At 46.2% G+C, this 25101-nt stretch carries 26 protein-coding genes; 18 read left to right on the top strand and 8 right to left on the bottom strand.

Annotated features, from left to right (window positions below):
* Positions 1–41 precede the first annotated feature (41 nt).
* From cysE to KV201_RS03255, 13 genes are all read left to right on the top strand, one after another.
* Positions 42–863: a serine O-acetyltransferase gene (cysE, locus tag KV201_RS03195; protein WP_006081859.1), complete on the top strand. Its 822-nt coding sequence runs from the start codon at positions 42–44 to the stop codon at positions 861–863.
* Between the two features lie 337 nt (positions 864–1200).
* Positions 1201–1662 carry a Fe-S cluster assembly transcriptional regulator IscR gene (gene iscR / locus KV201_RS03200; protein WP_006081858.1) on the top strand — a complete coding sequence of 154 codons (462 nt, stop codon included), beginning with the start codon at positions 1201–1203 and terminating at the stop codon, positions 1660–1662.
* An 80-nt stretch (positions 1663–1742) separates the two neighbouring features.
* A complete protein-coding gene (locus KV201_RS03205; RefSeq protein ID WP_006081857.1) occupies positions 1743–2957 on the top strand; it encodes an IscS subfamily cysteine desulfurase in 1215 nt (404 codons plus the stop codon).
* A 37-nt stretch (positions 2958–2994) separates the two neighbouring features.
* Positions 2995–3378, top strand: a complete 384-nt coding sequence (iscU, locus tag KV201_RS03210; RefSeq protein WP_006081856.1) for a Fe-S cluster assembly scaffold IscU — start codon at positions 2995–2997, stop codon at positions 3376–3378.
* A gap of 14 nt (positions 3379–3392) precedes the next feature.
* Complete coding sequence (iscA, locus tag KV201_RS03215) at positions 3393–3716, top strand: iron-sulfur cluster assembly protein IscA (RefSeq protein WP_006081855.1); 324 nt, start codon at positions 3393–3395, stop codon at positions 3714–3716.
* 16 nt (positions 3717–3732) lie between these two features.
* Positions 3733–4257 carry a co-chaperone HscB gene (gene hscB / locus KV201_RS03220; protein WP_226058484.1) on the top strand — a complete coding sequence of 175 codons (525 nt, stop codon included), beginning with the start codon at positions 3733–3735 and terminating at the stop codon, positions 4255–4257.
* Positions 4258–4324: 67 nt separating this feature from the next.
* The gene (gene hscA / locus KV201_RS03225) at positions 4325–6187 is read left to right on the top strand and encodes a Fe-S protein assembly chaperone HscA (RefSeq protein WP_226058485.1); all 1863 of its coding nucleotides are present in this window, start codon (positions 4325–4327) and stop codon (positions 6185–6187) included.
* An 8-nt stretch (positions 6188–6195) separates the two neighbouring features.
* A complete protein-coding gene (gene fdx / locus KV201_RS03230; RefSeq protein ID WP_006081852.1) occupies positions 6196–6534 on the top strand; it encodes an ISC system 2Fe-2S type ferredoxin in 339 nt (112 codons plus the stop codon).
* Positions 6535–6692: 158 nt separating this feature from the next.
* Entirely contained in the window at positions 6693–7598 is a 906-nt protein-coding gene (rimK, locus tag KV201_RS03235; RefSeq protein WP_226058486.1) for a 30S ribosomal protein S6--L-glutamate ligase, read from the top strand.
* A 113-nt stretch (positions 7599–7711) separates the two neighbouring features.
* Positions 7712–7909: a Fe-S cluster assembly protein IscX gene (gene iscX, locus KV201_RS03240; protein ID WP_006081850.1), complete on the top strand. Its 198-nt coding sequence runs from the start codon at positions 7712–7714 to the stop codon at positions 7907–7909.
* A gap of 217 nt (positions 7910–8126) precedes the next feature.
* Positions 8127–8294, top strand: coding sequence for a hypothetical protein (locus KV201_RS03245; RefSeq protein ID WP_006081849.1), 168 nt, complete (start codon positions 8127–8129; stop codon positions 8292–8294).
* 197 nt (positions 8295–8491) lie between these two features.
* Positions 8492–8923 (top strand): nucleoside-diphosphate kinase, encoded by a 432-nt coding sequence (ndk, locus tag KV201_RS03250; RefSeq protein ID WP_006081848.1) that lies wholly within the window; start codon positions 8492–8494, stop codon positions 8921–8923.
* 362 nt (positions 8924–9285) lie between these two features.
* Positions 9286–9729, top strand: coding sequence for an Hsp20 family protein (locus KV201_RS03255; RefSeq protein ID WP_006081847.1), 444 nt, complete (start codon positions 9286–9288; stop codon positions 9727–9729).
* Positions 9730–9829: 100 nt separating this feature from the next.
* On the opposite strand, the gene ilvN is transcribed toward KV201_RS03255, so the two are convergent.
* From ilvN to KV201_RS03270, 3 genes are all read right to left on the bottom strand, one after another.
* Positions 9830–10324 (bottom strand): acetolactate synthase small subunit, encoded by a 495-nt coding sequence (gene ilvN / locus KV201_RS03260; protein WP_006081846.1) that lies wholly within the window; start codon positions 10322–10324, stop codon positions 9830–9832.
* Positions 10324–12042 carry an acetolactate synthase 3 large subunit gene (locus KV201_RS03265; protein WP_006081845.1) on the bottom strand — a complete coding sequence of 573 codons (1719 nt, stop codon included), beginning with the start codon at positions 12040–12042 and terminating at the stop codon, positions 10324–10326. The genes ilvN and KV201_RS03265 overlap by 1 nt, the downstream gene beginning before the upstream one ends.
* 518 nt (positions 12043–12560) lie before the next feature.
* Positions 12561–13784 carry a multidrug effflux MFS transporter gene (locus tag KV201_RS03270; protein ID WP_115334503.1) on the bottom strand — a complete coding sequence of 408 codons (1224 nt, stop codon included), beginning with the start codon at positions 13782–13784 and terminating at the stop codon, positions 12561–12563.
* A 595-nt stretch (positions 13785–14379) separates the two neighbouring features.
* Here KV201_RS03270 and KV201_RS03275 point away from each other — a divergent pair.
* Entirely contained in the window at positions 14380–16254 is a 1875-nt protein-coding gene (locus KV201_RS03275) for a choice-of-anchor I family protein (protein ID WP_226058487.1), read from the top strand.
* 188 nt (positions 16255–16442) lie between these two features.
* Here the strand turns inward: KV201_RS03275 and KV201_RS03280 are convergent, their stop codons facing one another.
* The gene (locus KV201_RS03280; protein WP_226058488.1) at positions 16443–17801 is read right to left on the bottom strand and encodes a PLP-dependent aminotransferase family protein; all 1359 of its coding nucleotides are present in this window, start codon (positions 17799–17801) and stop codon (positions 16443–16445) included.
* 92 nt (positions 17802–17893) lie between these two features.
* On the opposite strand from KV201_RS03280, the gene KV201_RS03285 reads away from it, so the two are divergent.
* The gene (locus KV201_RS03285) at positions 17894–18520 is read left to right on the top strand and encodes a LysE family translocator (RefSeq protein WP_006081841.1); all 627 of its coding nucleotides are present in this window, start codon (positions 17894–17896) and stop codon (positions 18518–18520) included.
* A gap of 184 nt (positions 18521–18704) precedes the next feature.
* Positions 18705–20462, top strand: coding sequence for a SulP family inorganic anion transporter (locus KV201_RS03290; protein WP_226058489.1), 1758 nt, complete (start codon positions 18705–18707; stop codon positions 20460–20462).
* 211 nt (positions 20463–20673) lie between these two features.
* Here KV201_RS03290 and KV201_RS03295 read toward each other — a convergent pair whose 3' ends face one another.
* Complete coding sequence (locus KV201_RS03295; RefSeq protein WP_006081839.1) at positions 20674–20871, bottom strand: hypothetical protein; 198 nt, start codon at positions 20869–20871, stop codon at positions 20674–20676.
* A gap of 196 nt (positions 20872–21067) precedes the next feature.
* On the bottom strand, positions 21068–21724 hold the full coding sequence (locus tag KV201_RS03300) for a glutathione S-transferase (RefSeq protein WP_226058490.1): 657 nt from the start codon (positions 21722–21724) through the stop codon (positions 21068–21070).
* A gap of 375 nt (positions 21725–22099) precedes the next feature.
* Here KV201_RS03300 and KV201_RS03305 point away from each other — a divergent pair, with 375 nt between their 5' ends.
* The gene (locus tag KV201_RS03305) at positions 22100–23104 is read left to right on the top strand and encodes a rhodanese-related sulfurtransferase (RefSeq protein WP_226058491.1); all 1005 of its coding nucleotides are present in this window, start codon (positions 22100–22102) and stop codon (positions 23102–23104) included.
* A gap of 312 nt (positions 23105–23416) precedes the next feature.
* On the top strand, positions 23417–23884 hold the full coding sequence (locus KV201_RS03310; RefSeq protein WP_226058492.1) for a hypothetical protein: 468 nt from the start codon (positions 23417–23419) through the stop codon (positions 23882–23884).
* A 173-nt stretch (positions 23885–24057) separates the two neighbouring features.
* Here KV201_RS03310 and KV201_RS03315 read toward each other — a convergent pair whose 3' ends face one another.
* Together KV201_RS03315 and kdsB are read right to left on the bottom strand one after the other, a co-directional pair.
* On the bottom strand, positions 24058–24300 hold the full coding sequence (locus KV201_RS03315) for a DUF2897 family protein (RefSeq protein WP_006086830.1): 243 nt from the start codon (positions 24298–24300) through the stop codon (positions 24058–24060).
* Between the two features lie 47 nt (positions 24301–24347).
* A complete protein-coding gene (kdsB, locus tag KV201_RS03320; protein WP_006081834.1) occupies positions 24348–25085 on the bottom strand; it encodes an 8-amino-3,8-dideoxy-manno-octulosonate cytidylyltransferase KdsB in 738 nt (245 codons plus the stop codon).
* Positions 25086–25101 lie beyond the last annotated feature (16 nt).

A 25101-nucleotide genomic window follows, 5' to 3' on the forward strand; every position in this document is an offset into this window, starting at 1 on the left:
ATCAATAATTACCATACAGAATGACCGTAAAGGGATAAACAATGGGCGTGATAGCTAGGCTAAAAGAAGACATTGAATCTATATATCACCGTGATCCTGCGGCGCGCAGCGCGTTTGAGATCTTGGTTAACTATCCGGGCATGCATGCCATTTGGTTGCATCGGATAAGCCATAAGCTATGGAAGCGCGATTGGCGCTTAACGGCACGTTGTTTATCGACTTTTTCCCGTTGGTTGACGGGGGTAGAAATCCATCCCGGCGCCACCATAGGTCATCGATTTTTTATCGACCATGGCATGGGGGTGGTGATTGGTGAAACGGCCGAAATTGGCGATGATTGCACCCTTTATCACGGTGTAACGCTTGGAGGAACCACATGGCAGGCGGGGAAACGTCACCCGACGTTAGCCAATAACGTGGTGGTGGGCGCGGGGGCAAAAATCCTCGGTCCTATTACCATGCACGACGGTGCGCGTGTCGGTTCAAACTCAGTTGTGGTGAAAGATGTGCCAAAAGATACCACAGTAGTGGGCATTCCTGGGCGCGTGGTGGCATCACCGTCACCGCAATCGAAAGAGAAAACTGAACGCCGTAGCGCGATGGCGAAAAAATACGGTTTTGATGCATACGCAGTATCACCGGATAATCCCGATCCTGTTGCCAATGCGATAGGGCAGATGCTGGATCATATGCATCTGATGGACTCGAAAGTTCAAGAGTTGTGTCAAGCCATCCAAGGGCTGGGAGGTAATGTCTGCACCGAAAAACTCCCAGAGCTGGATATGGGCGAGTTTAATGATGCAGAGAAAGCCGCCGCCGATAAGCGACAAAATGCTATCGATGAGTTTGATCCGAGTATTTAGCTTTAACGTAATGGTCTGAGTGACTTAAAAGTCTAGTTTCAACGGTTCTACTTTAGCGGATCTTGTTATAAGGGCTCATACAGCGGTCAAACCTTAGTTTGACCGCGCCATAGTGTACTGATCACTTTTATCCAGGGTTTATATCGTGCTAGATGTCGATTAATTGGCGCTCTAGCATTGAATCTTAAGCCGGAAAAAGGTTAAATACCCCACCAAGATGAAAGGGTATTGGTTATGTGCACACTCAATACTTGAGTGTTTTAGTAGGTTTTAATACTTGACTGATTTACTCGGGTATGTTGAAATAAAGCATACCTCTTCGGGAGCTATGGTAGTTATGAAACTTACATCAAAAGGTCGTTATGCAGTAACCGCTATGCTAGATGTGGCCATCCACTCAGCATCGGGACCAGTTCCCTTAGCGGACATCTCTGAGAGACAAGGGATTTCGCTTTCCTATCTGGAACAACTCTTCGCTAAGCTAAGAAAACACGGTTTAGTTGCCAGTGTACGTGGACCGGGCGGTGGTTATCGCTTAGGCCTAGAAGCCAATGATATTTCAGTCGGCATGGTTGTCCATGCTGTAGACGAGTCTGTCGATGCGACTCGTTGCCAAGGACTTGGCAATTGTCAGAGTGGAACTCGCTGCTTAACCCATTCACTTTGGGGCGATTTAAGCAAACAAATTTCAGATTTTTTAGATGGTATCAGTCTTGCTGGCTTGATGCAGAAACGAGATGTGCAATTTATCTCGCTTAAGCAAGACACTATGCAAAAGGAACAAAGAGTCAGTTTATAACTGAACTTTGTTATACGATAAAAATAATTTTTGTACGTTGTATGTAGCCTCGGCAGAGACTGCTCAGTACGGAGTGTGTTATGAAGCTTCCTATCTATTTAGATTATGCCGCCACCACGCCTGTTGATCCAAGAGTCGCGGAAAAGATGTTCCAATGCATGACAATGGACGGCATCTTTGGTAATCCAGCCTCACGTTCACATCGCTACGGCTGGCAAGCTGAAGAAGCGGTGGATATTGCTCGCAATCAAATTGCCGAGTTAATTAACGCCGATCACCGCGAAATTGTGTTTACCTCTGGCGCGACGGAATCGAACAACTTAGCGATTAAAGGTGTTGCTCATTTCTATCACAAGAAAGGCAAGCACATCATCACCAGTAAGACTGAACATAAAGCCGTTCTTGATACCTGTCGCCAATTAGAGCGTGAAGGTTTCGAAGTGACTTATTTAGAGCCTGCGGCTAACGGCATCATTCCGATGGAACGTTTAGAAGCGGCAATGCGTGACGACACTATCCTTGTCAGCATCATGCACGTGAACAACGAAATCGGTGTGATCCACGATATCGATGCAATCGGTGAGCTATGCCGTTCAAAGGGCATTATTTTCCACATGGATGCAGCGCAAAGTGCAGGCAAAGTGCCTATCGATGTGCAAGCCACTAAAGTGGATTTGATCTCGATTTCTGGTCACAAAATGTATGGCCCTAAAGGTATCGGCGCGCTATATGTTCGTCGTAAGCCACGCATTCGTTTAGAAGCGCAAATGCACGGTGGTGGTCATGAGCGTGGTATGCGTAGCGGTACGTTACCAACGCATCAAATCGTAGGTTTAGGTGAAGCTGCTGCAATCGCAAAAGCGGAAATGGCCTCTGATGACGCTCGTATCGGTGCATTACGTGACAAATTATGGAATGGCATCAAGCACATTGAAGAAACCTATATCAATGGTGATGCGATTGAGCGTGTTAGCGGTAGCCTCAACGTCAGCTTCAACTATGTTGAAGGCGAGTCGTTAATGATGGCACTGAAAGATTTAGCGGTTTCATCGGGTTCGGCTTGTACCTCAGCCAGCCTAGAACCTAGCTACGTATTACGTGCGCTTGGCTTAAACGATGAAATGGCACATAGCTCGATTCGTTTCTCTATCGGCCGTTTCACAACCGAAGAAGAAATTGATCACGCTATCGAAGTAATTACTCAATCTATTGATAAATTAAGAGAAATGTCTCCTTTGTGGGAAATGTTTAAAGATGGAATCGACCTGAACCAAGTTCAATGGGCACATCATTAATTCTGACCTTTACAATAGATAATTTTGGAGCAGTACCATGGCTTACAGTGAAAAAGTGATAGATCATTATGAGAACCCACGTAACGTTGGTTCTTTTGATAAAAACGATCCTTCGGTCGTGACCGGTATGGTAGGCGCGCCTGCTTGCGGTGACGTGATGAAACTTCAGTTGAAAATTGGTGCTGATGGCATCATTCAAGACGCTAAGTTCAAAACCTACGGTTGTGGTAGCGCGATTGCGTCTAGCTCACTGGTAACTGAGTGGGTTAAAGGCAAGACTATCGAACAAGCTGCGGCGATTAAGAACACAGATATCGCTGAAGAATTGGCATTGCCACCGGTGAAGATCCACTGTTCAATTTTGGCTGAAGATGCCATTAAAGCTGCTATCGACGAGTACAAATCGAAACAAGCTAAGTAACATCTGGAGTTAAGATGGCGATTACAATGACCCCAGCGGCAGCCGATCGTGTCAGATCTTTCTTAGTCAACCGAGGCAAAGGTGTAGGCCTGCGTCTCGGCTTAAGAACATCAGGCTGTTCTGGTATGGCTTATGTACTTGAGTTCGTTGATTCTTTAAATGATGACGATGAAGTGTTTGATATCGAAGATGTGAAAATCATCATCGATGCCAAGAGCCTCATCTATCTTCAAGGGATCGAGCTGGATTTTGTTAAAGAAGGGCTGAACGAAGGCTTCCAATTTAACAATCCTAACGCAAAAGGTGAGTGTGGTTGCGGTGAGAGTTTCACTGTTTAACCGCTAAAGTTGACGCATGAATTATTTCGAGCTGTTTAAATTTTCCCCTGCCTTCGATATTGATACCGCCTTACTTGCAGAACGCTATCGCGAACTGCAACGGGCGGTTCATCCCGATAAATTTGCCAATGATACTGAGCAGCAAAAATTGCTGTCGGTGCAGCGCACGGCGCAAGTCAATGATGGTTTTCAAACCTTAAAAGATCCCATTCGCCGCGCCGAGCATATGCTGTCGCTGCGCGGCATTGAATTAAGCCATGAAACCACCACAGTGAAAGATACTGGCTTCTTGATGCAGCAAATGGAATGGCGCGAAGCGTTGGAAGACATACGCGATAGCGCCGATCCTCAAGCGAGTATTGAAGAGTTATATCAATCGTTTGCGCAGTACCGCGCGCAACTCACTCAGCAATTGACTCAACTGTTAACCAGTGAGCAGGCTGAAGATGCATTGTTAGCGGCGGATCAAGTTCGCAAACTCAAATTTATGGCAAAATTACACGACGAGTTAACCAGAGTCGAAGACGCTCTGTTAGATTGATTTTCCGTGTTTATGTTACTTTGCTGACTCAAGCACGCTTGAGTTGGCATTACTAAGTTGGATATATATGGCCCTTTTGCAGATAGCTGAGCCCGGTCAAAGTGCCGCGCCGCACCAACATAGACTTGCCGTTGGCATCGATTTAGGTACGACCAATTCTTTGGTGGCGGCTGTTCGAAGTGGAGAGACGGCAACCCTGCCGGACGAACTTGGACAGCATTCATTACCTTCTATCGTGCGTTATACCCAAGATTCAGTCGAAGTTGGCGCCCTTGCGGCGTTGAGTTCGGCGCAGGATCCGCAAAACACGATCGTTTCGGTTAAGCGTTTTATGGGCCGCAGCCTGGCTGATATCAAAGCTGGCGAGCAATCATTCCCCTACGAGTTTGCCGAAAGCGAAAACGGTTTACCTTTATTCGTGACTCCCCAAGGCCAAGTGAATCCCGTGCAAGTGTCTGCGGAGATTTTACGTCCGCTGATTGCCCGTGCTGAAAAAACCTTAGGCGGCGAGCTGCAAGGTGTGGTGATAACCGTACCGGCTTATTTTGACGATGCCCAGCGCCAAGGCACGAAAGATGCCGCAGCTTTGCTGGGTGTTAAAGTGCTACGTTTGTTGAATGAACCGACGGCTGCTGCGATTGCCTATGGCTTAGACTCTAAGCAAGAGGGTGTGATTGCCATCTATGACTTAGGTGGCGGCACCTTCGATATTTCTATTTTGCGCTTGAATCGCGGTGTATTCGAGGTGCTTGCTACGGGGGGGGATTCAGCGCTTGGCGGCGATGATTTCGACCATTTATTGCAAGCACATATGCAGCAAGTGTGGCAGCTTAGTGACATCGACTCACAATTAAGCCGTCAGTTGCTGATTGAATCGCGTCGAGTTAAAGAAGCCTTAACGGATGCTGTAGAAACTGAAGCGAAAGTGATCCTTGCCGATGGGACTGAACTGACGCAAATCGTTACTAAAGCTGAATTTGATGCCATGATTGCGGCGTTGGTTAAGAAGACCATTGCCAGCTGTCGCCGTACCCTGCGTGATGCGGGCGTGACAACGGATGAAGTGCTTGAAACTGTGATGGTTGGCGGTTCAACGCGCGTGCCATTAGTACGTGAACAGGTCGAAGTTTTCTTCGGCAAACCACCCCTGACATCTATCGATCCCGACCGTGTTGTCGCCATTGGTGCAGCCATTCAAGCCGACATTTTAGTGGGTAACAAACCTGAATCGGATTTGTTGTTGCTTGATGTGATCCCTTTGTCATTAGGCATAGAGACCATGGGCGGTTTAGTGGAAAAAGTGGTGTCGCGTAATACGACGATTCCGGTTGCGCGAGCACAGGAATTTACCACCTTTAAAGATGGTCAAACGGCCATGGCATTCCATGTGGTGCAGGGCGAGCGTGAGCTCGTTGCCGATTGCCGCTCACTGGCGCGTTTTACGCTAAAAGGTATTCCGCCGTTAGCCGCAGGCGCTGCGCACATTCGTGTGACTTTCCAAGTGGATGCAGATGGTTTACTCAGTGTGACCGCGATGGAGAAATCCACCGGCGTGCAGTCAAGTATTCAAGTTAAGCCGTCTTTTGGTTTATCGGATACTGAAATTGCCACTATGCTGAAAGATTCGATGAAGTATGCCAAAGACGATATCGGTCGTCGTATGCTGGCCGAGCAGCAAGTGGAGGCGGCGAGGGTACTCGAGTCTTTACATGCCGCGTTAGCGAAAGATGGCGACTTGCTGAATGCCGATGAGCGTAGACAAATCGATGCCATTATGGCCAATGTGGCGCAAGTTGCCGCGGGCGATGATGCCGATGCGATTAAGCTCGCGATTGAAAAACTGGATGAGCAAACCCAAGATTTTGCTGCCAGACGTATGGACAATTCTATTCGAGTGGCATTCAAAGGCCAGTCGATCGACAACATATAGGTGATGTAATGCCCCAATTAGTCTTTCTTCCCCATGCCGAGTTGTGCCCAGATGGCGCAGTGCTTGAGGCGAATGTTGGTGAGACCATTCTTGATGTTGCGCTGCGTAATGGCATCAATATCGAGCATGCATGTGAAAAGTCCTGTGCTTGCACGACGTGTCACTGTATCGTGCGTGAAGGCTTTAATGATCTTGAGCCAAGTGATGAGCTGGAAGATGATATGTTAGACAAAGCTTGGGGACTTGAGCCTGAAAGCCGTCTATCTTGTCAGGCGAAAGTGGTCGACACTGACATGGTGATTGAGATCCCTAAATACACGGTTAACATGGTTAGCGAAGGCAATTAATGCTGCCGCGATAATTGTTAAAACCAGTCCACGTGACTGGTTTTTTGCTTTTGGCGTTGAGCATTTGTGCAACTAATCTTGTCTATGCCTCTAGTTGTTTGATTTATCCCTGCGCAGGCGTATTATGCGCTCAAAATTAATGGTTGCCGGAGACCAGAATGAGAATAGCGATCTTATCGCAAGGGCCTGAGTTATATTCAACGAAGCGACTCGTTGAAGCGGCTCAATTACGTGGTCATGAAGTACACGTAATCAATCCCCTTGAATGTTATATGAATATCAACATGCGGCAATCGAGTATCCACATTGGTGGGCGAGAGTTACCCGCATTTGATGCTGTGATCCCCCGCATTGGGGCGTCGATTACCTTTTATGGCTCGGCGGTTTTGCGTCAGTTTGAGATGATGGGCGTATATGCTTTAAATGATTCTGTTGGGATCTCGCGCTCACGTGACAAATTGCGTTCTATGCAGCTGATGTCACGCCGCGGAATTGGCTTGCCCATTGCTGGATTTGCCAATAAACCGAGTGATATCCCCGACTTGATTGATATGGTGGGTGGCGCGCCTCTGGTGATTAAATTACTCGAAGGCACCCAAGGCATTGGCGTGGTATTAGCCGAGACCCGTAAAGCGGCTGAGAGCGTGATTGAAGCCTTTATGGGCCTTAAAGCCAACATCATGGTGCAGGAATATATTAAAGAAGCCAATGGCGCAGACATTCGCTGCTTTGTGCTCGGCGATAAAGTGATTGCCGCCATGAAGCGTCAAGCTATGCCCGGTGAGTTCCGCTCTAACTTGCACCGTGGTGGCACGGCAAGTTTAGTCAAATTAACCCCAGAGGAACGCTCAGTCGCCATTCGTGCGGCTAAGACCATGGGGCTCAATGTCGCTGGCGTTGACTTGCTACGCTCAAACCACGGTCCTGTGATCATGGAAGTGAACTCTTCACCTGGTCTTGAAGGGATTGAAGGCGCCACCACGAAAGATGTGGCGGGTGCTATTATTGATTTTGTTGAAAAAAATGCGATAAAAGTAAAAAAGGTGACGCAAGCACAGGGTTAGTGCCCTTGCTGTCGAGTATTGACTACGGAATATCAACACTTGATTCACCTCCTTATGGGTAACGCCGTTTAGCAAGAACTTACCCATTAAAGCGAACCGAATAGGGGAAAACGATGACATTAACCTGGATAGATTCGTTAGATATTGCGTTGGAATTACTCGAAGCACACCCAGAGGTGAATCCTACTCAGCTGCATTTCACCCAATTGTATGAGTGGGTGTTAGCCTTGGATGATTTTGCCGATGATCCCAAGCACTGTAATGAAAAAATACTGGAAGCGATTCAGCAGTGTTGGATTGATGAAAAGTAGTGAGCACAGCGGTGATACGGCTTTTTATGTGAGGCATCTTGTCCTTTTGACGTTTAACTAAGGTGATTTACCTCACGTATTTGCAGGGGCGCAGAGAATATTTGGCGAGAGTTTGATCACAGTCAAGTTCATTTTTAGCGGATATCGTACCTTGTTGTATATTGGTTAAGGCATTTAAATGGCTTAACTTTGTTATCGCAACTGCAAGGATGTTCACATGAAACTTTTGCTTGTATTGTTATGTATGCTTGTCCCTTCAATGGCTTGGGCTCATCCAGGGCATGGCGGTGTCGGTTTATTCCATCACTTGTTAGATCTTGCTCCCGCAGTCATTTTAGTCGCTTTGATTGCTTGGGCAGGTATTTGGGCAAAAAATAGAAAATAATCCCATTTTTTAATGAGTTAATGGACCCTGCTGAGGATTTATCCTCCTAGCGGGGTCTTTTGCGTGATCAAGCTGATTACGAATAAAGCGAATGTGCGCAATATCTCAGACTAATTTGCTATAAAGATAGGATTTAGCTTTTAAATTTCGTATAATCCGCGCGAATTTTTTAAACTTGCTGACAAAGGAAGCTAGTTATGGCGATCGAACGCACATTTTCTATTATCAAACCTGATGCTGTTGCAAAAAACCACATCGGTGCTATCTACAATCGTTTTGAAACTGCTGGTCTTAAGATCGTTGCATCAAAAATGTTACACCTGACCAAAGAACAAGCTGAAGGTTTCTATGCTGAGCATAGCGAGCGCGGCTTCTTCGGTGCTCTGGTTGCATTCATGACTTCTGGTCCTATCATGGTCCAAGTATTAGAAGGCGAAAACGCTGTTTTAGCTCACCGTGAAATTTTAGGTGCAACTAACCCAGCTCAAGCGGCTCCTGGTACTATCCGTGCTGATTTCGCTGAAAGCATTGACGAAAACGCGGCTCACGGCTCTGATGCTGTTGAATCTGCTGCTCGTGAAATTGCTTACTTCTTCAGCGCTGAAGAACTGTGTCCACGCACTCGTTAATTCGATGCTAAGACTGAAAAAGGAGCCCTAGGCTCCTTTTTTATTGGCTGCAATTTAGCGAATACAGATTGCCGTGCGCAATGAATCTAATGCAGCGATACCAATCACGTCTCGATTCACCGTTTTAAAGTTGAATTAGCGTTTGTTTTTATTGTTCTTTTAAAATTCTGCACATTTTTTTAATTTTTTTGCTTGAAATTTTCTCTCCCGTCCTTATATCTATTTCAGGATCGCTCGATGAGGGTCCTAGTGTGAATTCTGTGCCGTAAGGACAGAAGATTTAATTCGGCAGACTCTACAACCGTTTTCATCCTGAAAACAGTCCGCCAATTCTCCATATTGCTTAAGACAAGGATATGAATATGCGTACTTATGATTTAACACCACTTTACCGCAGTGCCATTGGTTTTGACCGTTTAGCGCAATTGGCAGAACATGCCGCTGCCAATAATGGCAACTCAGGTTATCCTCCATATAACATCGAATTACTCGGCGAAAATCGTTATCGCATAACGATGGCCGTAGCGGGATTCTCAATGGATGAACTTGAGATCAGCAGTGAAGGTGAAAAATTACTGGTGAAAGGCAATAAAGCCGAAAGCCAAACCGAGCGTAAATACCTGTATCAAGGCATAGCTGAACGCGGTTTTGAGCGTACTTTCCAGCTGGCAGACTATGTTACTGTGCTCGGTGCAAGTTTAGAAAATGGCTTACTCAATGTTGATTTAGTGCGTGAAATTCCTGAAGCATTGAAACCACGCAAAATTGAAATCACCTCATCGCGCTTGTTAGACAGCCAGTCATAATTGACGCTGTGATAACCGCCTAAAAATAAGGGGAGCATTATGCTCCCCTTGATGTTTTGGTGTTGACGCGAAAAATGTCCGCGAGAACTCCGTGAGAAAGTTACGCTTTCATGGCCTTTTCACCACGGGCCAAACCCACCACGCCGGAGCGAGAGACTTCGACCAGTTTGGTGACTTCCCCCAGCGCATGAATAAACGCATCGAGTTTGTCTGACGTGCCCACCATTTGGATGGTGTATAAATTGGCGGTGACATCGACAATTTGACCGCGGAAAATATCCGCCATGCGTTTCACTTCTTCCCTAAATTCACCTTGGGCACGGACCTTGACAAGGGCAAGCTCACGTTCAATATAAGCAGACTCAGTAATATTCGATACTTTTAACACATCGATTAACTTATGTAGCTGCTTCTCTATCTGCTCTAATACCATTTCGTCGGCAACGACTGTGATATTAAGCCGCGACAGGGTGATATCGTCCGTTGGCGCCACTGTTAAACTTTCAATGTTATAACCGCGCTGTGAAAACAAACCGACCACACGAGACAGGGCGCCGGATTGGTTTTCTAATAATACAGATATAATTCGACGCATTAGCATTTCTCCGTCTTGGTCAGCCACATTTCATTCATCGCACCACCGCGGATCAACATGGGGTACACGTGCTCAGTTTCATCCACCATGATGTCGATAAAGACCAGTCTGTCTTTCATCGCCAGCGCTTCAGCCATTTTTGACTCAAGTTCGGCGGGATCGCTGATCGTCATGCCAACATGACCATAGGCCTCGGCAATTTTGGCAAAATTTGGCACTGAATCCATATAGGAATGTGAGTGACGGCCAGAGTAAATCATGTCCTGCCATTGTTTTACCATGCCAAGGAAACGATTGTTTAAGTTGATAATTTTTACCGGCGTATCATATTGCAGCGCGGTCGAAAGCTCTTGAATGTTCATCTGGATAGAACCATCACCCGTGACACACACAACAGTAGCGTCAGGCATGGCCATTTTCACGCCCATTGCGGCGGGCAGGCCGAATCCCATCGTCCCTAGGCCACCTGAGTTGATCCAGCGGCGCGGCTTATCGAACGGATAGTACAAGGCAGCAAACATTTGGTGCTGGCCAACATCTGATGCGACATAGGCATCACCATTGGTTAGCTTATACAAGGTTTCAATCACTTGCTGTGGTTTGATACGGCCACTGTTTTTGTCATAGGCCAGACAATCGCGGCTGCGCCATTGTTCAATGTCATTCCACCAAGTGGCAATGGCATCGTTGTCGTTGTGTTCGTTCGATTCATCTAACAGTGCCAACATGCTGTCTAAAATACTGTCGGCCGAACCCACGATAGGAATATCTACGTGGATAGTTTTCGAAATAGAAGAGGGATCGATGTCGATATGCAAAATGGTCGCGTTCGGACAGTATTTTTCCACATTATTGGTGGTTCTATCGTCGAAGCGTACACCAATACCGAAGATCAAATCGCAGTTATGCATTGTCATGTTGGCTTCGTAGCGACCGTGCATCCCAAGCATGCCTAAACTGTTTTTGTGGGTGCTTGGAAAGGCGCCAAGTCCCATCAGCGTGCTGACGACGGGAATGTTTAATCTCTCAGCTAATTGCAGAATTTGCTTATCACAACCTGAGATAATCGCGCCGCCACCGACATAAAGTACCGGTTTTTTCGCGGCTAACAGGGCTTGAAGACCACGGCGGATCTGACCTTTATGGCCTGATGTCGTTGGATTGTACGAGCGCATTTTGACGCTTTCTGGGTAGCAATATTCGTGCAGCAGGGCGGGGTTTAAACAATCTTTTGGCAGATCGACAACCACAGGACCGGGACGGCCAGTAGAGGCAATGTAAAAAGCCTTTTTAATAATTTCAGGAATTTCAGTCGGATCTTTAACTAAAAAGCTGTGTTTCACCACAGGGCGAGAGATACCTATCATGTCGCATTCTTGGAAGGCATCGTTACCGATAAGATTGCTCGGGACTTGACCCGATAACACCACAAGGGGGATAGAATCCATGTAAGCGGTGGCAATACCGGTAATCGCGTTGGTCGCGCCTGGGCCTGAGGTGACTAATACCACGCCCACTTTACCCGTGGCACGGGCGTAGCCATCGGCCATGTGTACGGCGGCTTGTTCGTGGCGAACGAGTATGTGTTCAATACCGGGGATAACGTGCAGGGCGTCGTAGATATCTAAAACTGAACCGCCAGGATAGCCAAAAATGTGCTTTACGCCTTCATCGATCAAAGAACGCACTATCATGCTGGCGCCGGATAACATCTCCATGTGGAACTCCTATTGCATAGTACCGTTACGGTAAACAGTATCTTGTTACAGCGACGGTAATCGCTCTAAAAATTAAGCCTGAAGGGTAATTCAGACTCCGAAATGCTGAACTGACTTCGTCGAAGACAAGTGACTCATCCCTTAGGATGCAGCAACTGTTGCAATGAACAGAATTTCATCATATTCAAAAAAAACAACATTTCAAGCCTTTTATGTAAAAAATAACCAACTTGAAACAATTTCACGTTTGAATTGATCGATAACTTGCTGGAATCGCCAAGTAACCTAGGCTGATTTATGGACTTATTTTATATTTTTCAGATTGTTAGATGCTTAAAAAGCAAAAACGACACTAAAAGTGCCGTTTTGGTGTGGGAGGTTAGATAAGCAGATACTTAACTGTCGCGATTAAATATTACTTATTTGCTACATCTGTGAAAGCCAATGCGCTGTTTTCACGCGATCAAACATGTGTTGCCGATGTGGCATTGGTATCCATGGCTTTTAAAAATAGATCCTTAAACCGTCGGCGGTATTTGATGCTTTGGACGGTTGAATTGGCAAATACCGACTAACACAATAGAACCTAACATGAGTGCAGAGAAGGGCACGGCTGTGCCATCGTAAAACACCGCCAATAACGGGCCCGCCAGTGCGCCACAGCCAAATCTTAAGGTGCCAATAACTGCGGTTGCGGTTCCCGTTTCTTGCTTGAACTTCATCAGTACTATCGCATCGGCATTGACTGACATCACCCCTAGGCTACCCATCAAAGGAATAAGCATGATCACGGTAAAGTGATAGCTCATATCCAGCAGGTTTACGGTTAATAAACCGACACCAGCAATCGCCCCGAAAAAGGTCGACACATGCAACATACGTAGCGAACCATAACGGCCCACGATGCGCGTATTAATGATATTGGCCAACATCAAAGCGCCGACGTTAGTGCTAAACAAGATGGCAAAATAGGATTTATCTAAGGCAAAGACTTCCATGTAAACGAAGGGCGATGCGGTGAGATAACAGAAAAATGAAAAAGACGTTAACACGCCGCTGGCAATGTTTAGCTTAACGCCAGGGCGAGAAAATACGGTCGCATAGGCGCCAAGAAACGATTTCTGGCTGCGGGTATCCATATCTTTATCGCTGGGCATTTTTAGCGCCAATAGCACCAGTAATAACAGGGTTGCGGCATAGGCGGATTGAATGAAGAAGATTAAATGCCAATCACCGAGTTCGAGGATCACGCTGCCAATGCTAGGTGCGAGTAATGGCGCTAACATCATGATTAAACTCACGTATGACATACCCTTGGCGGTATTATCACCATAGACTTCTTTGATGTATCCCGGCACCACCACAGTCGCAGCCGCGCCGATAAAGGCCTGTAAAAAACGTAGTCCAAGAAAGACTTCGACTTGACCCGCAAACCCAATCAGTAAGCTGGTGAGCATAAATCCACTCAGTCCCAATATCACCATAGGGCGACGACCAATGCGGTCGGCTAGGGGGCCGAAACATAACATGCCCAGCGCGTAACCCGCTAAGTAGATACTCAGGGACTGTTGCACTGTCGTGACATCGGTATGAAAACTGAGTGCCAATGTCGACATCGCAGGTAAGTACATGTCGATGGCCAATGGCGTGATCGCGACAATCGCCGCAAGCATGGGAATAAGCAGCGCTAAATTCGGTATACGTCTGCCGTTATGGGCAGAAGGTTGTGATTGTGGGTCCACTGTTACCTCGGGTGGCGAAAGAATTGAAAGCGTATTTCACAGGTTTATGCGGTGTGGTTTAAATTGTACTAGGACAATTCACGATTAATCCGCCATTTTGAAGCCAGTTCCTGCGCTACCTGTTTCTACACTAAGCGCGAGAGCACATGATCAAGATCATTGGCGGGGTTTAGGCAAAAGTGAATTGCGGTATTGTCTATTTGCATAGTTCAGACAGTAAGCAATAGCATAGTAAAGTGCTCGGACAAATAAACCAATCTTTGCGCTGATTTCTTTACTGTATTTTACCGATTAAATTGTAACTAAGTGGTAAGTTTGATTATCGAGGCATCACTTTAGTGGATTGAGCCGTTATCTTCACAAGATTCTTCATTTAAATCTTTCTTATCAAGTCTTTCTTATCAAATTGCAGCCCTTTGTAACTCAGTTCTTTACATCTTAGTCCTTCACATCCTTATAGTTCAAACTGACTCATTCTAAAGTGCGAGATGTCATCTGAGTGTCACGGCTTTGTCATCCCAGCGTCTTTTATGCTGACTAGTTTAGTGGGCTTTAGCTTCACCCTACTAAAAATAAAATATTCAGGAATGACACGATGAAAACACAACGACTTCCGCTAGCCGCTGCCATTATGGCGAGCTTATTACTCGGAGCCTGTAGCGGTGATGATGGCGCAGCAGGTGATAAAGGAGACAACGGCTTAAATTCACTGGTTAACGTGACGGCATTGAATATCGGTGATGCACATTGTCCCGCCGGTGGCCAGCGAATCGATACCGGATTAGATGCTAACAATAATGGACAATTAGATGACAGCGAAATTGCAGCAGCGCAAACCCAATATGTTTGCCAGCCACAAACTGCAGGCTTAAAAGCTGAGTTAATTGGTCGTCATCAGACTGGCGTTTATGGCTTAAGTGCCGCTGAAATCGTTGAATATCACAGTGCATCTAACCGTATTTTTGTGGTCAATGCCATTAGCGGCAAAGTGGACATTATTGATGGCAGTTTATTAGCAACCGCATCCAATGCCGCTGATCCGTTAGCATTGAATAATCTCGAAAAATTTGGCGAACTTGATGTTGCTAAAGACGTTGGCCAAACCTTTATGGGTAGCGTTAACAGTGTGAGCATTTCAGGCAACTTGTTAGCGGCTGCGATTGAACGTGGCGATGCTGACGGCAATAAAACCCAAGCCAATGGTTTTGTCGCTTTTTATCAGCTTAACGGCACAGATGCACCGCAGTATATCAGCGCGGTAGAAGTCGGCGCTTTACCCGATAACGTGGCATTTACCCACGATGGTAAAACCTTATTAGTGGCTAATGAAGGGGAGCCAAATCCAGCCTATACCTTAGATCCTGAAGGCAGTGTGGCGCTGATTGCAATTACTGATAGTAAGCCCGCAGCCACTGCGACTATTATCGGTTTTAGTGAATTTAATCAGGGCGGTGCACGTGCCAGTGAGATCACGCCAGACATTAAAATCAATGGCCCAATGGCGAGTGTGGCGCAGGATTTAGAACCTGAATATATCGCCATTAGCCAAGATAACAGCCGTGCGTTTGTCAGTTTGCAAGAGAACAATGCCATTGCCGTAATTGATATCGCCAATGCCAAAGTCGCCAAGATTTTACCACTAGGCCTTAAGGATTACGGACTTGAAGTGAATAAAATTGATGCGAGTGACAAAGACAATCTTGTCAACCTGCAAAGCTACACAGGCGTCTACGGCATGTATCAACCCGATACTGTCGCGACCTACCGTTGGAACAATACCGACTTTATCGTTACGGCCAACGAAGGTGATTCCCGTGATTATGCGGGCTTTTCTGAAGAAGCCCGCGCAGGGGATTTAGTGCTCGACCCAAATCACCCACAATTTGCCGCTGCAAAAGATAAAACGCAGTTAGCCCGCCTTAAAGTGACCACTAGCATGGGTGACGACGATAAGGACGGCGATTACGACAAGATAGTCAGCTTCGGTGCTCGCTCATTCTCGATTTGGAGCGCAGACGGTCAGCAAGTCTTTGACAGTGCGAGTGATTTTGAACGTATTACCGCGGCACTTTTAGGCAGTCACTTCAACAATAATAACGAAGAAAATAAAGGTGATAGCCGCAGCGATGACAAAGGACCAGAGCCAGAAGCCTTAGCCCTGGGGCAAATTGGTCAACGACTATATGCCTTTGTTGGTTTGGAGCGTACTTCAGGCTTTATGATCTATGACGTGACCAATCCCTTCGATGTGCATTTTATCGACTATGTTGTGAATCGTGATTTTGATGCCGACTTTGTTATCAATACAGATACGGGTGAAGTCAAAGGGGATGCAACATTGGCGGGTGATTTAGGGCCAGAAGGGATGAAGTTTGTCAGTGCCGATAAAAGCCCTAACGGTAATCCTTTGTTAATCATAGGCAATGAAGTCAGCGGCACGACGAGTGTTTACCAACTAAAGATTAAATAATGGTGCGCTAGTGAGTTATAGCTAATTGCTTGTTCATCAAGCTTGTCAGTCACATCAGCGCCAGTAGCATACATGCTACTGGCGCTTTTTTATGCTCTCTAATTTTATAAATTAGCCATTTAGTGTGAATTAACTTCATCTGACATGGCGCATAAAAATTGGCTGAGTTCTGAGGTTTTTAAGCGCTATTACACCACTGAATAGGCATTTTGTACCAGGGAGTGAATCGTCGCCTCGATACACTCAATCGCATGTTGAAATTGAGTGTCGTTTTCGGCGCCGCCAAGGCTCAAGCGAATAAAATTATCATGGCAATTAAAGTCATCTCCATTACGGATCAAAATGCCTTTGGCAGCTAGCGCAGTGACGAGGTGATGGGCCTTGATATCTTCTGGCAGTTGTAGCCAACCGTTCAGTCCTCGCCAAGTTTGGGTTAATCCCAGTCGTTCGCCCATGGCGATACAGATGCATTGCCGTTGGCGAACTATGGTATCGCGATCGGCAGTAATTTGGCCTTTCTTAATCAACTGACAGGCTATTTCAATGTTCAGCGGCGATACCATCCAGCATTGGCTATGAATCGCGAGTCGCACTTGGGCGATAAGTGGTTCAGGCACCAGAATAAAACCTTGCCTTAGGCCGCCAGAAAACAATTTGGACAGGCTAGAAATATAAATCACCCGTGGGATAGCCAGCTGTTTTGCTAATTGCCAAAGAGGCGAATGCCACTCTTCGGGTAAACAATAATTCACATCATCTTCAATGATATAAAACTGATACTGCTCGGCCAATTCGAGGAGTTTTTGTCGCTGTGAATCACTGTATTGAATACAGGTAGGGTTTTGATTATTCAGGGTTAGATAAACTAACTTGGGATGATGGATTTGCACTAACGCCTCAAAGCGGGCGAGATCCACACCTTCATGGGCGAGGGGCACACCAATGTTGGTCACGCCGAGCTGCTTAGCGCAAATTCTCACGCCTGGATAACTGTATTGCTCGTGCAGCAGCACATCGCCCGTCGATAAAAATGCACTCAAACAGGCAAAAATCGCTTGCTGGCCGCCGTGGGTAAAGATCAGTTGCTCAGGCGTTTGTTGTATGCCGCGTTGGTTAAGCCATTGATGAAACACTTGTTGGTGTTGATCTAATGGACTGGCGCGATAACCCAGTAACTGGCTGAGCTTTGTCGGGTCTTTTGCTAATTGGCTGAGGCAATCACTGAGAGTGCTAATTTGATCCGTGAGTGGCTGCTGGCAGGTCGCCATATTCAATTGTACGTTACCTATCTCTGGTACCGGAGAGGCGTTGACATAGGTGCCATCACCGACGCGTGCTTCAACGTAACCCCTTTGTTCCGCCAATGCATAGGCGCGGGTCACAGTACCAATAGTGATGCCTAAGGCATCGGCTAAACGGCGCTGCGGTGGCAGTTTACTGCCTTGGGTTAACACCTTCTGCAAAATGCCTTGTTCTATCGCACTGACTAAGCGCTGATATTTCGGGCCTGAAAAAGCAGTTAGGTCTGGCGTCCAGATTGTACCCATGACAATAAATCCATTGATCTCTAATATTCCCCGTATATTATTTATTGCATCTGTTTGTGTCAATAAATGTATGCATACAATTTAAGGTGAATATGAATACTGCATTACTCTACGATCCACAATTATGGACTTTGATGGCCTCGACTGCGCTGTTTTGCGCCACTATGTCTATGACGCCCGGACCAAACAATGTGCTATTGGCCAGTTCCGGTGCGCATTTTGGTGTGATGCGCACTGTGCCGCACATTGCAGGTATCCGCTTAGGTTCGACCTCCTTACATCTTGCAGTGTTATTCGGGCTTGGAACCTTGTTTGAAGCATTACCGATATTGCACCAAGTATTGAAATATTTCGCTTTGGCGTATTTGTTGTATCTCGCGTACAAATTAGTGACGTCGCCAGTGCAGAGCACGCATCTTGATGACGGCCGAAAACCTATGACCCTGATTGAGGCCGCCTTGTTTCAATGGATTAACCCTAAGTCTTGGATGTCGACAATTACCCTGTGCAGCGCTTTCACATTAGGCGGCGATGGCTTTTGGCTCAGTGCCTTTCTTGGGGTATTAACCTTTAACGTAGTGGGATTTCCGGCGTCATTTACTTGGGTGTTTGTCGGTGCGGCGATCAGTAAGAAACTCAATACGGATAGACGTAAGCGTCATTTTAATTGGTTTATGGGCAGTTTACTTTTAGTGTCACTGCCGATGATATTGCGCTAACTTAGTGTTTATTCAGCGCCTAACTCCATAAATATTCTGAGGAAAATACTCGCGTAATGATTGGCTTTATGCCATAACCAACATACTATTGCTGGCTTTTAGGTAATGACCTTTTCGCTGAATATTTTCAGTCTCGGTTATACTGATTAGTGCTTATCTTGATGGTGTGAATGGAGGTTGCCGAGTGAAGTTTCCTAGTTTGATTTCGTTTATGCCGGGATTGGCGCAATTATTACAATATGAAAAGCAATGGCTTAGGGATGATGTGCGCGCAGGCTTGTCCGTTGCCGCCGTGGCACTCCCTGTCGCGATTGCCTATGCCCAGCTCACAGGCGTCAATGCTGCTGTGGGTTTGTACTCCTGCGTTTTGCCTATGCTGGTATACGCGCTATTTGGGACCTCAAAGCAATTAATCGTGGGTCCAGATGCGGCGACCTGCGCCGTTATCGCCGCCGTTGTTACGCCCCTTGCTGCAGGCGATAGCATGAAGCACTGGCAGTTAGTCATGACAATGACAGCCATGACAGGCTTTTGGTGCCTGATCGCGAGCCGTTTTAAGTTGGGTGTGCTCGCTGACTTTCTGTCAAAGCCGATTTTGATGGGATTGCTGAACGGGGTCGCGATCACCATTATCGTCGGACAATTTTCGAAGATTTTTGGTTTTACCTTCGACGAGCGCTATTTAATCGAACGCCTCAGCGGCGCCCCTTCTTATTTATCAAAAACCCATTGGCCGACCTTGGCGATGGGGATTGTGACGCTGGCGACCTATGCCTTAGTGAAACGGTTTCGTCCACAATGGCCCGCATCTATGTGCGCGATGGCGATGGCGGCGTTCCTTGTTTGGGTATTTAACCTGACGAGCTTTGACATTAGCGTTGTCGGAGAGGTGACCTCTGGATTACCTTCATTCCAAGCACCGGCTTTTGATTTGGGGATCGCCCGTGAGTTGGTGGTGCCTGCGCTCAACTTAGCCATGGTGAGCTTTGTGAGCATGATGCTGACGGCCCGAAGTTTTGCGGCAAAAAATGGTTACGATATAGATGCAGATAAAGAATTCAGGGCGTTAGGTTTAGCTAATATCGCATCTGCCATCTCCCAAGGGTTTGCGGTGAGCGGCGCCGATTCCCGCACTGCGGTGAACGATGCTAATGGCGGTAAGAGTCAGTTAGTGTCCATCATAGCTGCGGTATTGATTGGCGTTGTCGCACTGTTTTTTACTGCGCCGTTGAAATACATCCCTAGCGCAGCATTAGGGGTGGTATTGGTGATTGCCTCTATTTCGCTTATCGATCTTAAGTCGCTGTGGAATCTGCGTGTGCGCGATAAATCAGCTTTCTTGCTTGCGTGTATTACCTTGTTCTCAGTGCTGTTTATTGGGGTGATTCCTGGGATCACTTTGGCCGTGTTACTGGGGTTGTTCCAGTTCCTTGCGACGGTAATGCGCCCCACGGATCAAGTGCTTGGCTTAGATCATAAGGGCGTTATCCGCAGCGTCGATGATTCGGGTAAAGCCAAATCTGTGCCTGGCGTGTTTATGTATCGCTTTAATTCGCCGTTAACTTACTTTAATGCGACGTATTTTAAGCGCCGTTTACTGGAAAAGTTTATTCGGGAATCTGAGCCGGTCGATTGCATCATTATTGATGCTGTGCCTTGCTTTACCCATTTAGATTTAAGTGTGATGGCCATGTTGGCTGATTTACATCAATTGCTTAAAAAGCGTGGAGTACGCTTAGTGCTTGCGGGGCGTAAACGACAGATGCTGAGTTGGTTCGAGCAAGCGGGTATGCAGACAGGGGAAGGCGGCATTCTGATCCGGCCAGATTTGTATCTCGCCCTTAAAATGAATCAAAGTTATAAACAAGCCTTGGCTGAAGGGCAAGCGCCTGTGATCCAAAAAGTCCCCGATGATGCTGTGCTGTTGCATAGCCATTTATAGCGAATGATTTAAATTTCAAGGTTTTGTAAAAGAGGGGTCATTAAAATAGCGCAGCCTAAGCTTGCGCTATTTTTTTCTTGTTTAAGTGCTTGTAAGTATTTATTTAAATGCTTATTTATGTGCTTTGATTTGTTTGAAATTAGTCTTTGAATTGGGCGGGTCAATGATGCTGTAGCAAGTGTTGTCGCCCAATGTGATGGTGTTTGACGGCTTAGTCTTTGAGAATTCTATCGAGGGGAATAAAACCGTGATAACCGTAATATCCCATAGGGCCGAGGATCAAACTGAGTAGGCACCATAACCATTTTTTGTTGGTGCTGAGATCCACTTTACTTTTGAAGGCTCGTAGGGCGAAAAGAAAATGCAGTAGCATCAGGCCCCCAAGCATAATAATGATATTGATATCCATATGTTCCAACTGCCTTATCCTTGTGTTCTATCATTCACGCCTTTGAAATACATTAAGCGCGGTTACATTTATCTTGAGAAGCTTGCCTAGTGATCTGTAGCTAAATTAGCGACCTCACTAACTGTTAAATACCTTACTCGAATATTTTACCGATGGCTATAACATAAAATAAAAATAATCTTTAAATCTTATTGGGTTACATGTCTCCTAACAAGCAAGTTGGAGAATGGCTAGCGTCCCAGATCACATATTTTTCCATCGCACGAATAAATATTTCACTCGAAATGAGGTTTTCTAGCCAAGCGGCGAGTCGCGGAAAATCATCGCTCAGTGCACGTTTAAGATCCACTGCGGCAAATTGGCGTATAAAAGGCACGATGGCGTAGTCCGCAAGGCGAGGTGTATCGGCAACTAAAAAGGAGTGTTGCCCTAAGCATGCTTCAAGTTGAGTGAGGAAATGGCTCGCTTGCTGATAATAGTCAGCTTGCGTTTGCTCAGGGTAACGGTCAGCATATTTATAGCGGTCGAGCCATGGCTTAAATTGTTGATCATTTTGCGTGATAAGCTGCGCCATTTTATCTGCAATTACAGTGCTTTGCTGACATAGCAGATCTAAAGGATCAGCTTGCGTTAGTGCCCAGCGCATGATCTCAAGACTTTCGGCAATCACTTCGCCATTGGCTAGCACTAATACCGGCACGGTCCCTTTGGGTGAAGCGGCAAGCATTTGCGCTGGTTTAGCTTTAAGGGTGATTTCGCGGACTTCAACATTGCATTGGGCGAGTAAGAGTCCCAAACGCGCTCGCATGGCATAAGGGCAACGGCGAAAAGTGTATAAAACGGCTAAAGCCATTAGGATTTCCTCTACTGTGTGGCGCTAATGCGACGTAAGTTGATACGACGAATTCAGGTGTCGGCTTGTGTCTTTTACATGTATATGCTTATTGACGACTCGAGTGTGCCAGTACGAATGCCGCGTGCCAATCAGGCAGTGTGCAAAGGGCGCAGATGGTAACGCTTTCATATTGAAATTTCTGCTTAATTTGCCAGCAGAAAATGATTTTTCTTACCTCTGTGCGTAAAGAATTAAAGACCCTGCATTTTATCTGTGTTTATCTTGCTGTGACTCAGGTAGAATTCCGCGCTATTTTGGGATCTGTAGCCAGTCTACAGATGATTGATTTGTTTATGCACTGGAAATTAAGTTCCAGCTAGCAAAGAGGGTGTTATGACTAAAGTCGTCGTGTGTGCGTTATATAAATTCGTGTCTTTACCGCATTTTGAATCTATCCGAGCGCCACTGCTCGCCATGATGGAACAGGCCGAGATCAAAGGCACTCTGCTCCTCGCAAGCGAAGGGATTAATGGCACAGTTGCCGGCACCCAAGAAGCGATTGAAGCATTATTGGTTTGGCTTAATAGCCAAAACGGCCTAGACAATATTGTTCACAAATTGTCATTCGACGATGAAATGCCGTTCTACCGCACTAAAGTCAAACTGAAAAACGAAATCGTCACTATGGGCGTTGAAGGCATTGATCCACTTAAAGTGGTTGGTACCTATGTTAAGCCTCAAGATTGGAATGCGCTGATTTCTGATCCTGACGTGATTTTAGTCGACACCCGTAATGACTATGAAGTGCAAATCGGCACTTTTAAAAATGCCGTTAACCCTGTGACTGAAACCTTCAGAGAATTCCCCGAATATGTGAAGCAGAATCTTGATCCTTCTAAACATAAAAAGGTTGCCATGTTCTGTACTGGTGGTATTCGCTGTGAGAAATCAACTGCTTATTTAAAAGAGCAAGGCTTTGACGAGGTGTATCATCTCGAAGGCGGCATTCTTAAATACCTTGAAGAAGTCAAAGCAGAAGAAAGTCTGTGGGAAGGCGAGTGCTTCGTGTTCGATAACCGCGTCGCGGTTAACCATGACTTGAAGAAAGGTCAATACGATCAATGTAATGCTTGCCGCATGCCAATCACTGAAGTTGAAAAACAGAGCCCTGCCTATGTGCAAGGTGTCAGTTGTCCACATTGTATCGATAAAATTTCTGACGAGCAGCGTAAACGTTTTGTTGAGCGTGAGCGCCAAGTGAATCTGGCAAAAGCCCGTAACGAAGCGCATATCGGTAGCGATGTGAATCAAGTGATTGAAGCGCGCCGCGAGAAAAAAGAAGCGCAGCGTCGACTCGCCGCCGAGAAAAATAACGCGAAAAAATCGCAAGTGCTTTAACTTTATATTTCATTGGATTAGCTGTGAGTTAACCATGAGTTAGCACTGAGTTCGTTTCTCGCTCAGGCAGCTCATACATTGCTCTCGATTTGAATATGGTTGCACTATGGCCCGACTCGTTCGGGCCATTTTTTTATGCCGATTTTAGTTTTAGTGTGAATGTGCATTAACCCATTATTTAACTCATTATTTATCATAGCGCTATGCCGAAAATCTTAAATTTATGATAACTTTCAGTCGCTAGTATTAAAAAAATAAAGTCGAGTGCCATTAAACGAAAGGGAGTGATTCAGTGCAAGGTAGGCAAAGCGCATGAGCATTTGGAAAGAGCTATACGATATTTTCGATAAGGAACGCAGTCGCTGGCAGCAATCGAGCGCCAGTAAGCACGCGATTGCCTTTGAGTTAAAAGCCAATTTGGGTTTTCTGGCCGATGCCTTAAGCAGCGGTTTATCGCAAAGCGCGATCGCCAGCGGTTTAGAATGCAGTATTTTTGAGGCAAAACTGAAAGAGGGCGCCGCACTCACTGCGTTAAATCGCCGTAAAGTGACCCTGAAGTTTATTGGCGAATTTGCCGAGTTTGCTAAGTATGTCGGTAAAGAGAACGACGCTTTAGTCGAGAATGCTTACTCTAAAATCAAATCACTGCAGAAATTAGTCGCGGCCGAGCCCAATAAAAGCCACGATCTGAGGATTAAATCCCTGTTTCGCTTCTTAGTCCTTTTAGTGGCGCACCTTGAGGAGCTGCCATTAAGTCGCACATCAGCGAAAAAAGCTTAAGGTTGATGCGTGGACGAGCTTGTGATTAATACGATTGGTATAAGAGACAAAAAAGGCGCTTGTGGCGCCTTTTCTATGTTTACTAACGTTATTGCTCAGCTTTTTAGCGCAGTCTTTAAGAGGCGTGTTCAAGAGCCATCTTCAGACTCACTCTTTAAAAGCCACTATTGAGTTTAGCGCTTAGGTGGCTCATCTGTTTTATTGGGCTCTGAGTCCGAAGAACTCGGCTTATTTGAAGCCGCATCTGCGTCATTCTCTGCTGCCGAAGGCTCAGCAGTAGGCTTTATCTGCTTATCTTTACCATGTTGGCCGAACTGCGGCAGTTTGAACTTAGCACTGTACTTCAACGCGGCAAGATTGCTGGCGATGACACCGACGATCAAAATAATAATGATCCAGACTTCTAAGGTCGACATACTCAGCTCCTGTTTCGAATAGACTCGCGCGCAAGACACACGGGTGATCAATCAACCGCTAAACGTTGCTCACATTTACGAATATCTTCTGGCGTATCAACTTCAATAGAATCAAAGGCGCTAATGGCGATTTTGATTTTATGGCCGTATTCTAATGCACGTAATTGCTCGAGTTTTTCCAGATCTTCTAGACGTCCTAATGGCAGGGCGGCGAAGGCTTGGACGAATTTGCGGGTATAAGCATACACACCTAAGTGCTTATAAACGGGGTAATCTTGGGTGTCGCGGCCAAAAGGAATACGCGAACGAGAGAAATACAAGGCATAGTTGTTGTTATCGAACACCATCTTCACATGCATAGGATCGTCAAGCTCGGCTTTATTCACGATTTCAAAGCCTAAGGTGGCCATTTCAAACTCACCTGGGTGACGCTCGAAGAGGCTGATGACTTGCTCGATGGATGTTGGGTCAATAAGGGGTTGATCGCCCTGTAGGTTGATCACTAAGTCGTCATCTTTCAGTCCCAGTTGGTTTATCGCATCATTGATACGATCTGTACCCGATGCCGCTTCTGGGCTGGTCATGACCACTTTACCGCCAAAACCTTCAACGGCCGCTTTAATGCGGTCATCATCGGTAGCGACATAAATATTGGTGAGGCCTTTGGCTAACGACGCGCGTTCATACACGTGTTGGATCATTGGCTTGCCGTTAATCGGGGCTAAGGGTTTGCCCGGGAAGCGGCTTGAACCGTAACGAGCCGGGATTAACAGAGTCACATTCATCAAATTATCCTACTTT

It is taken from the genome of Shewanella sp. SR1 (assembly GCF_020447145.1).
Taxonomy (GTDB): domain Bacteria; phylum Pseudomonadota; class Gammaproteobacteria; order Enterobacterales; family Shewanellaceae; genus Shewanella; species Shewanella baltica.

Bases quoted from the DNA above. Each gene is read 5' to 3' on its own strand.
- cysE (WP_006081859.1), top strand. From the start codon at position 42: ATGGGCGTGATAGCTAGGCTAAAAGAAGACATTGAATCTATATATCAC.
- iscR (WP_006081858.1), top strand. From the start codon at position 1,201: ATGAAACTTACATCAAAAGGTCGTTATGCAGTAACCGCTATGCTAGAT.
- KV201_RS03205 (WP_006081857.1), top strand. From the start codon at position 1,743: ATGAAGCTTCCTATCTATTTAGATTATGCCGCCACCACGCCTGTTGAT.
- iscU (WP_006081856.1), top strand. From the start codon at position 2,995: ATGGCTTACAGTGAAAAAGTGATAGATCATTATGAGAACCCACGTAAC.
- iscA (WP_006081855.1), top strand. From the start codon at position 3,393: ATGGCGATTACAATGACCCCAGCGGCAGCCGATCGTGTCAGATCTTTC.
- hscB (WP_226058484.1), top strand. From the start codon at position 3,733: ATGAATTATTTCGAGCTGTTTAAATTTTCCCCTGCCTTCGATATTGAT.
- hscA (WP_226058485.1), top strand. From the start codon at position 4,325: ATGGCCCTTTTGCAGATAGCTGAGCCCGGTCAAAGTGCCGCGCCGCAC.
- fdx (WP_006081852.1), top strand. From the start codon at position 6,196: ATGCCCCAATTAGTCTTTCTTCCCCATGCCGAGTTGTGCCCAGATGGC.
- rimK (WP_226058486.1), top strand. From the start codon at position 6,693: ATGAGAATAGCGATCTTATCGCAAGGGCCTGAGTTATATTCAACGAAG.
- iscX (WP_006081850.1), top strand. From the start codon at position 7,712: ATGACATTAACCTGGATAGATTCGTTAGATATTGCGTTGGAATTACTC.
- KV201_RS03245 (WP_006081849.1), top strand. From the start codon at position 8,127: ATGAAACTTTTGCTTGTATTGTTATGTATGCTTGTCCCTTCAATGGCT.
- ndk (WP_006081848.1), top strand. From the start codon at position 8,492: ATGGCGATCGAACGCACATTTTCTATTATCAAACCTGATGCTGTTGCA.
- KV201_RS03255 (WP_006081847.1), top strand. From the start codon at position 9,286: ATGCGTACTTATGATTTAACACCACTTTACCGCAGTGCCATTGGTTTT.
- ilvN (WP_006081846.1), bottom strand. From the start codon at position 10,324: ATGCGTCGAATTATATCTGTATTATTAGAAAACCAATCCGGCGCCCTG.
- KV201_RS03265 (WP_006081845.1), bottom strand. From the start codon at position 12,042: ATGGAGATGTTATCCGGCGCCAGCATGATAGTGCGTTCTTTGATCGAT.
- KV201_RS03275 (WP_226058487.1), top strand. From the start codon at position 14,380: ATGAAAACACAACGACTTCCGCTAGCCGCTGCCATTATGGCGAGCTTA.
- KV201_RS03280 (WP_226058488.1), bottom strand. From the start codon at position 17,801: ATGGGTACAATCTGGACGCCAGACCTAACTGCTTTTTCAGGCCCGAAA.
- KV201_RS03285 (WP_006081841.1), top strand. From the start codon at position 17,894: ATGAATACTGCATTACTCTACGATCCACAATTATGGACTTTGATGGCC.
- KV201_RS03295 (WP_006081839.1), bottom strand. From the start codon at position 20,871: ATGGATATCAATATCATTATTATGCTTGGGGGCCTGATGCTACTGCAT.
- KV201_RS03300 (WP_226058490.1), bottom strand. From the start codon at position 21,724: ATGGCTTTAGCCGTTTTATACACTTTTCGCCGTTGCCCTTATGCCATG.
- KV201_RS03305 (WP_226058491.1), top strand. From the start codon at position 22,100: ATGACTAAAGTCGTCGTGTGTGCGTTATATAAATTCGTGTCTTTACCG.
- KV201_RS03310 (WP_226058492.1), top strand. From the start codon at position 23,417: ATGAGCATTTGGAAAGAGCTATACGATATTTTCGATAAGGAACGCAGT.
- KV201_RS03315 (WP_006086830.1), bottom strand. From the start codon at position 24,300: ATGTCGACCTTAGAAGTCTGGATCATTATTATTTTGATCGTCGGTGTC.
- kdsB (WP_006081834.1), bottom strand. From the start codon at position 25,085: ATGAATGTGACTCTGTTAATCCCGGCTCGTTACGGTTCAAGCCGCTTC.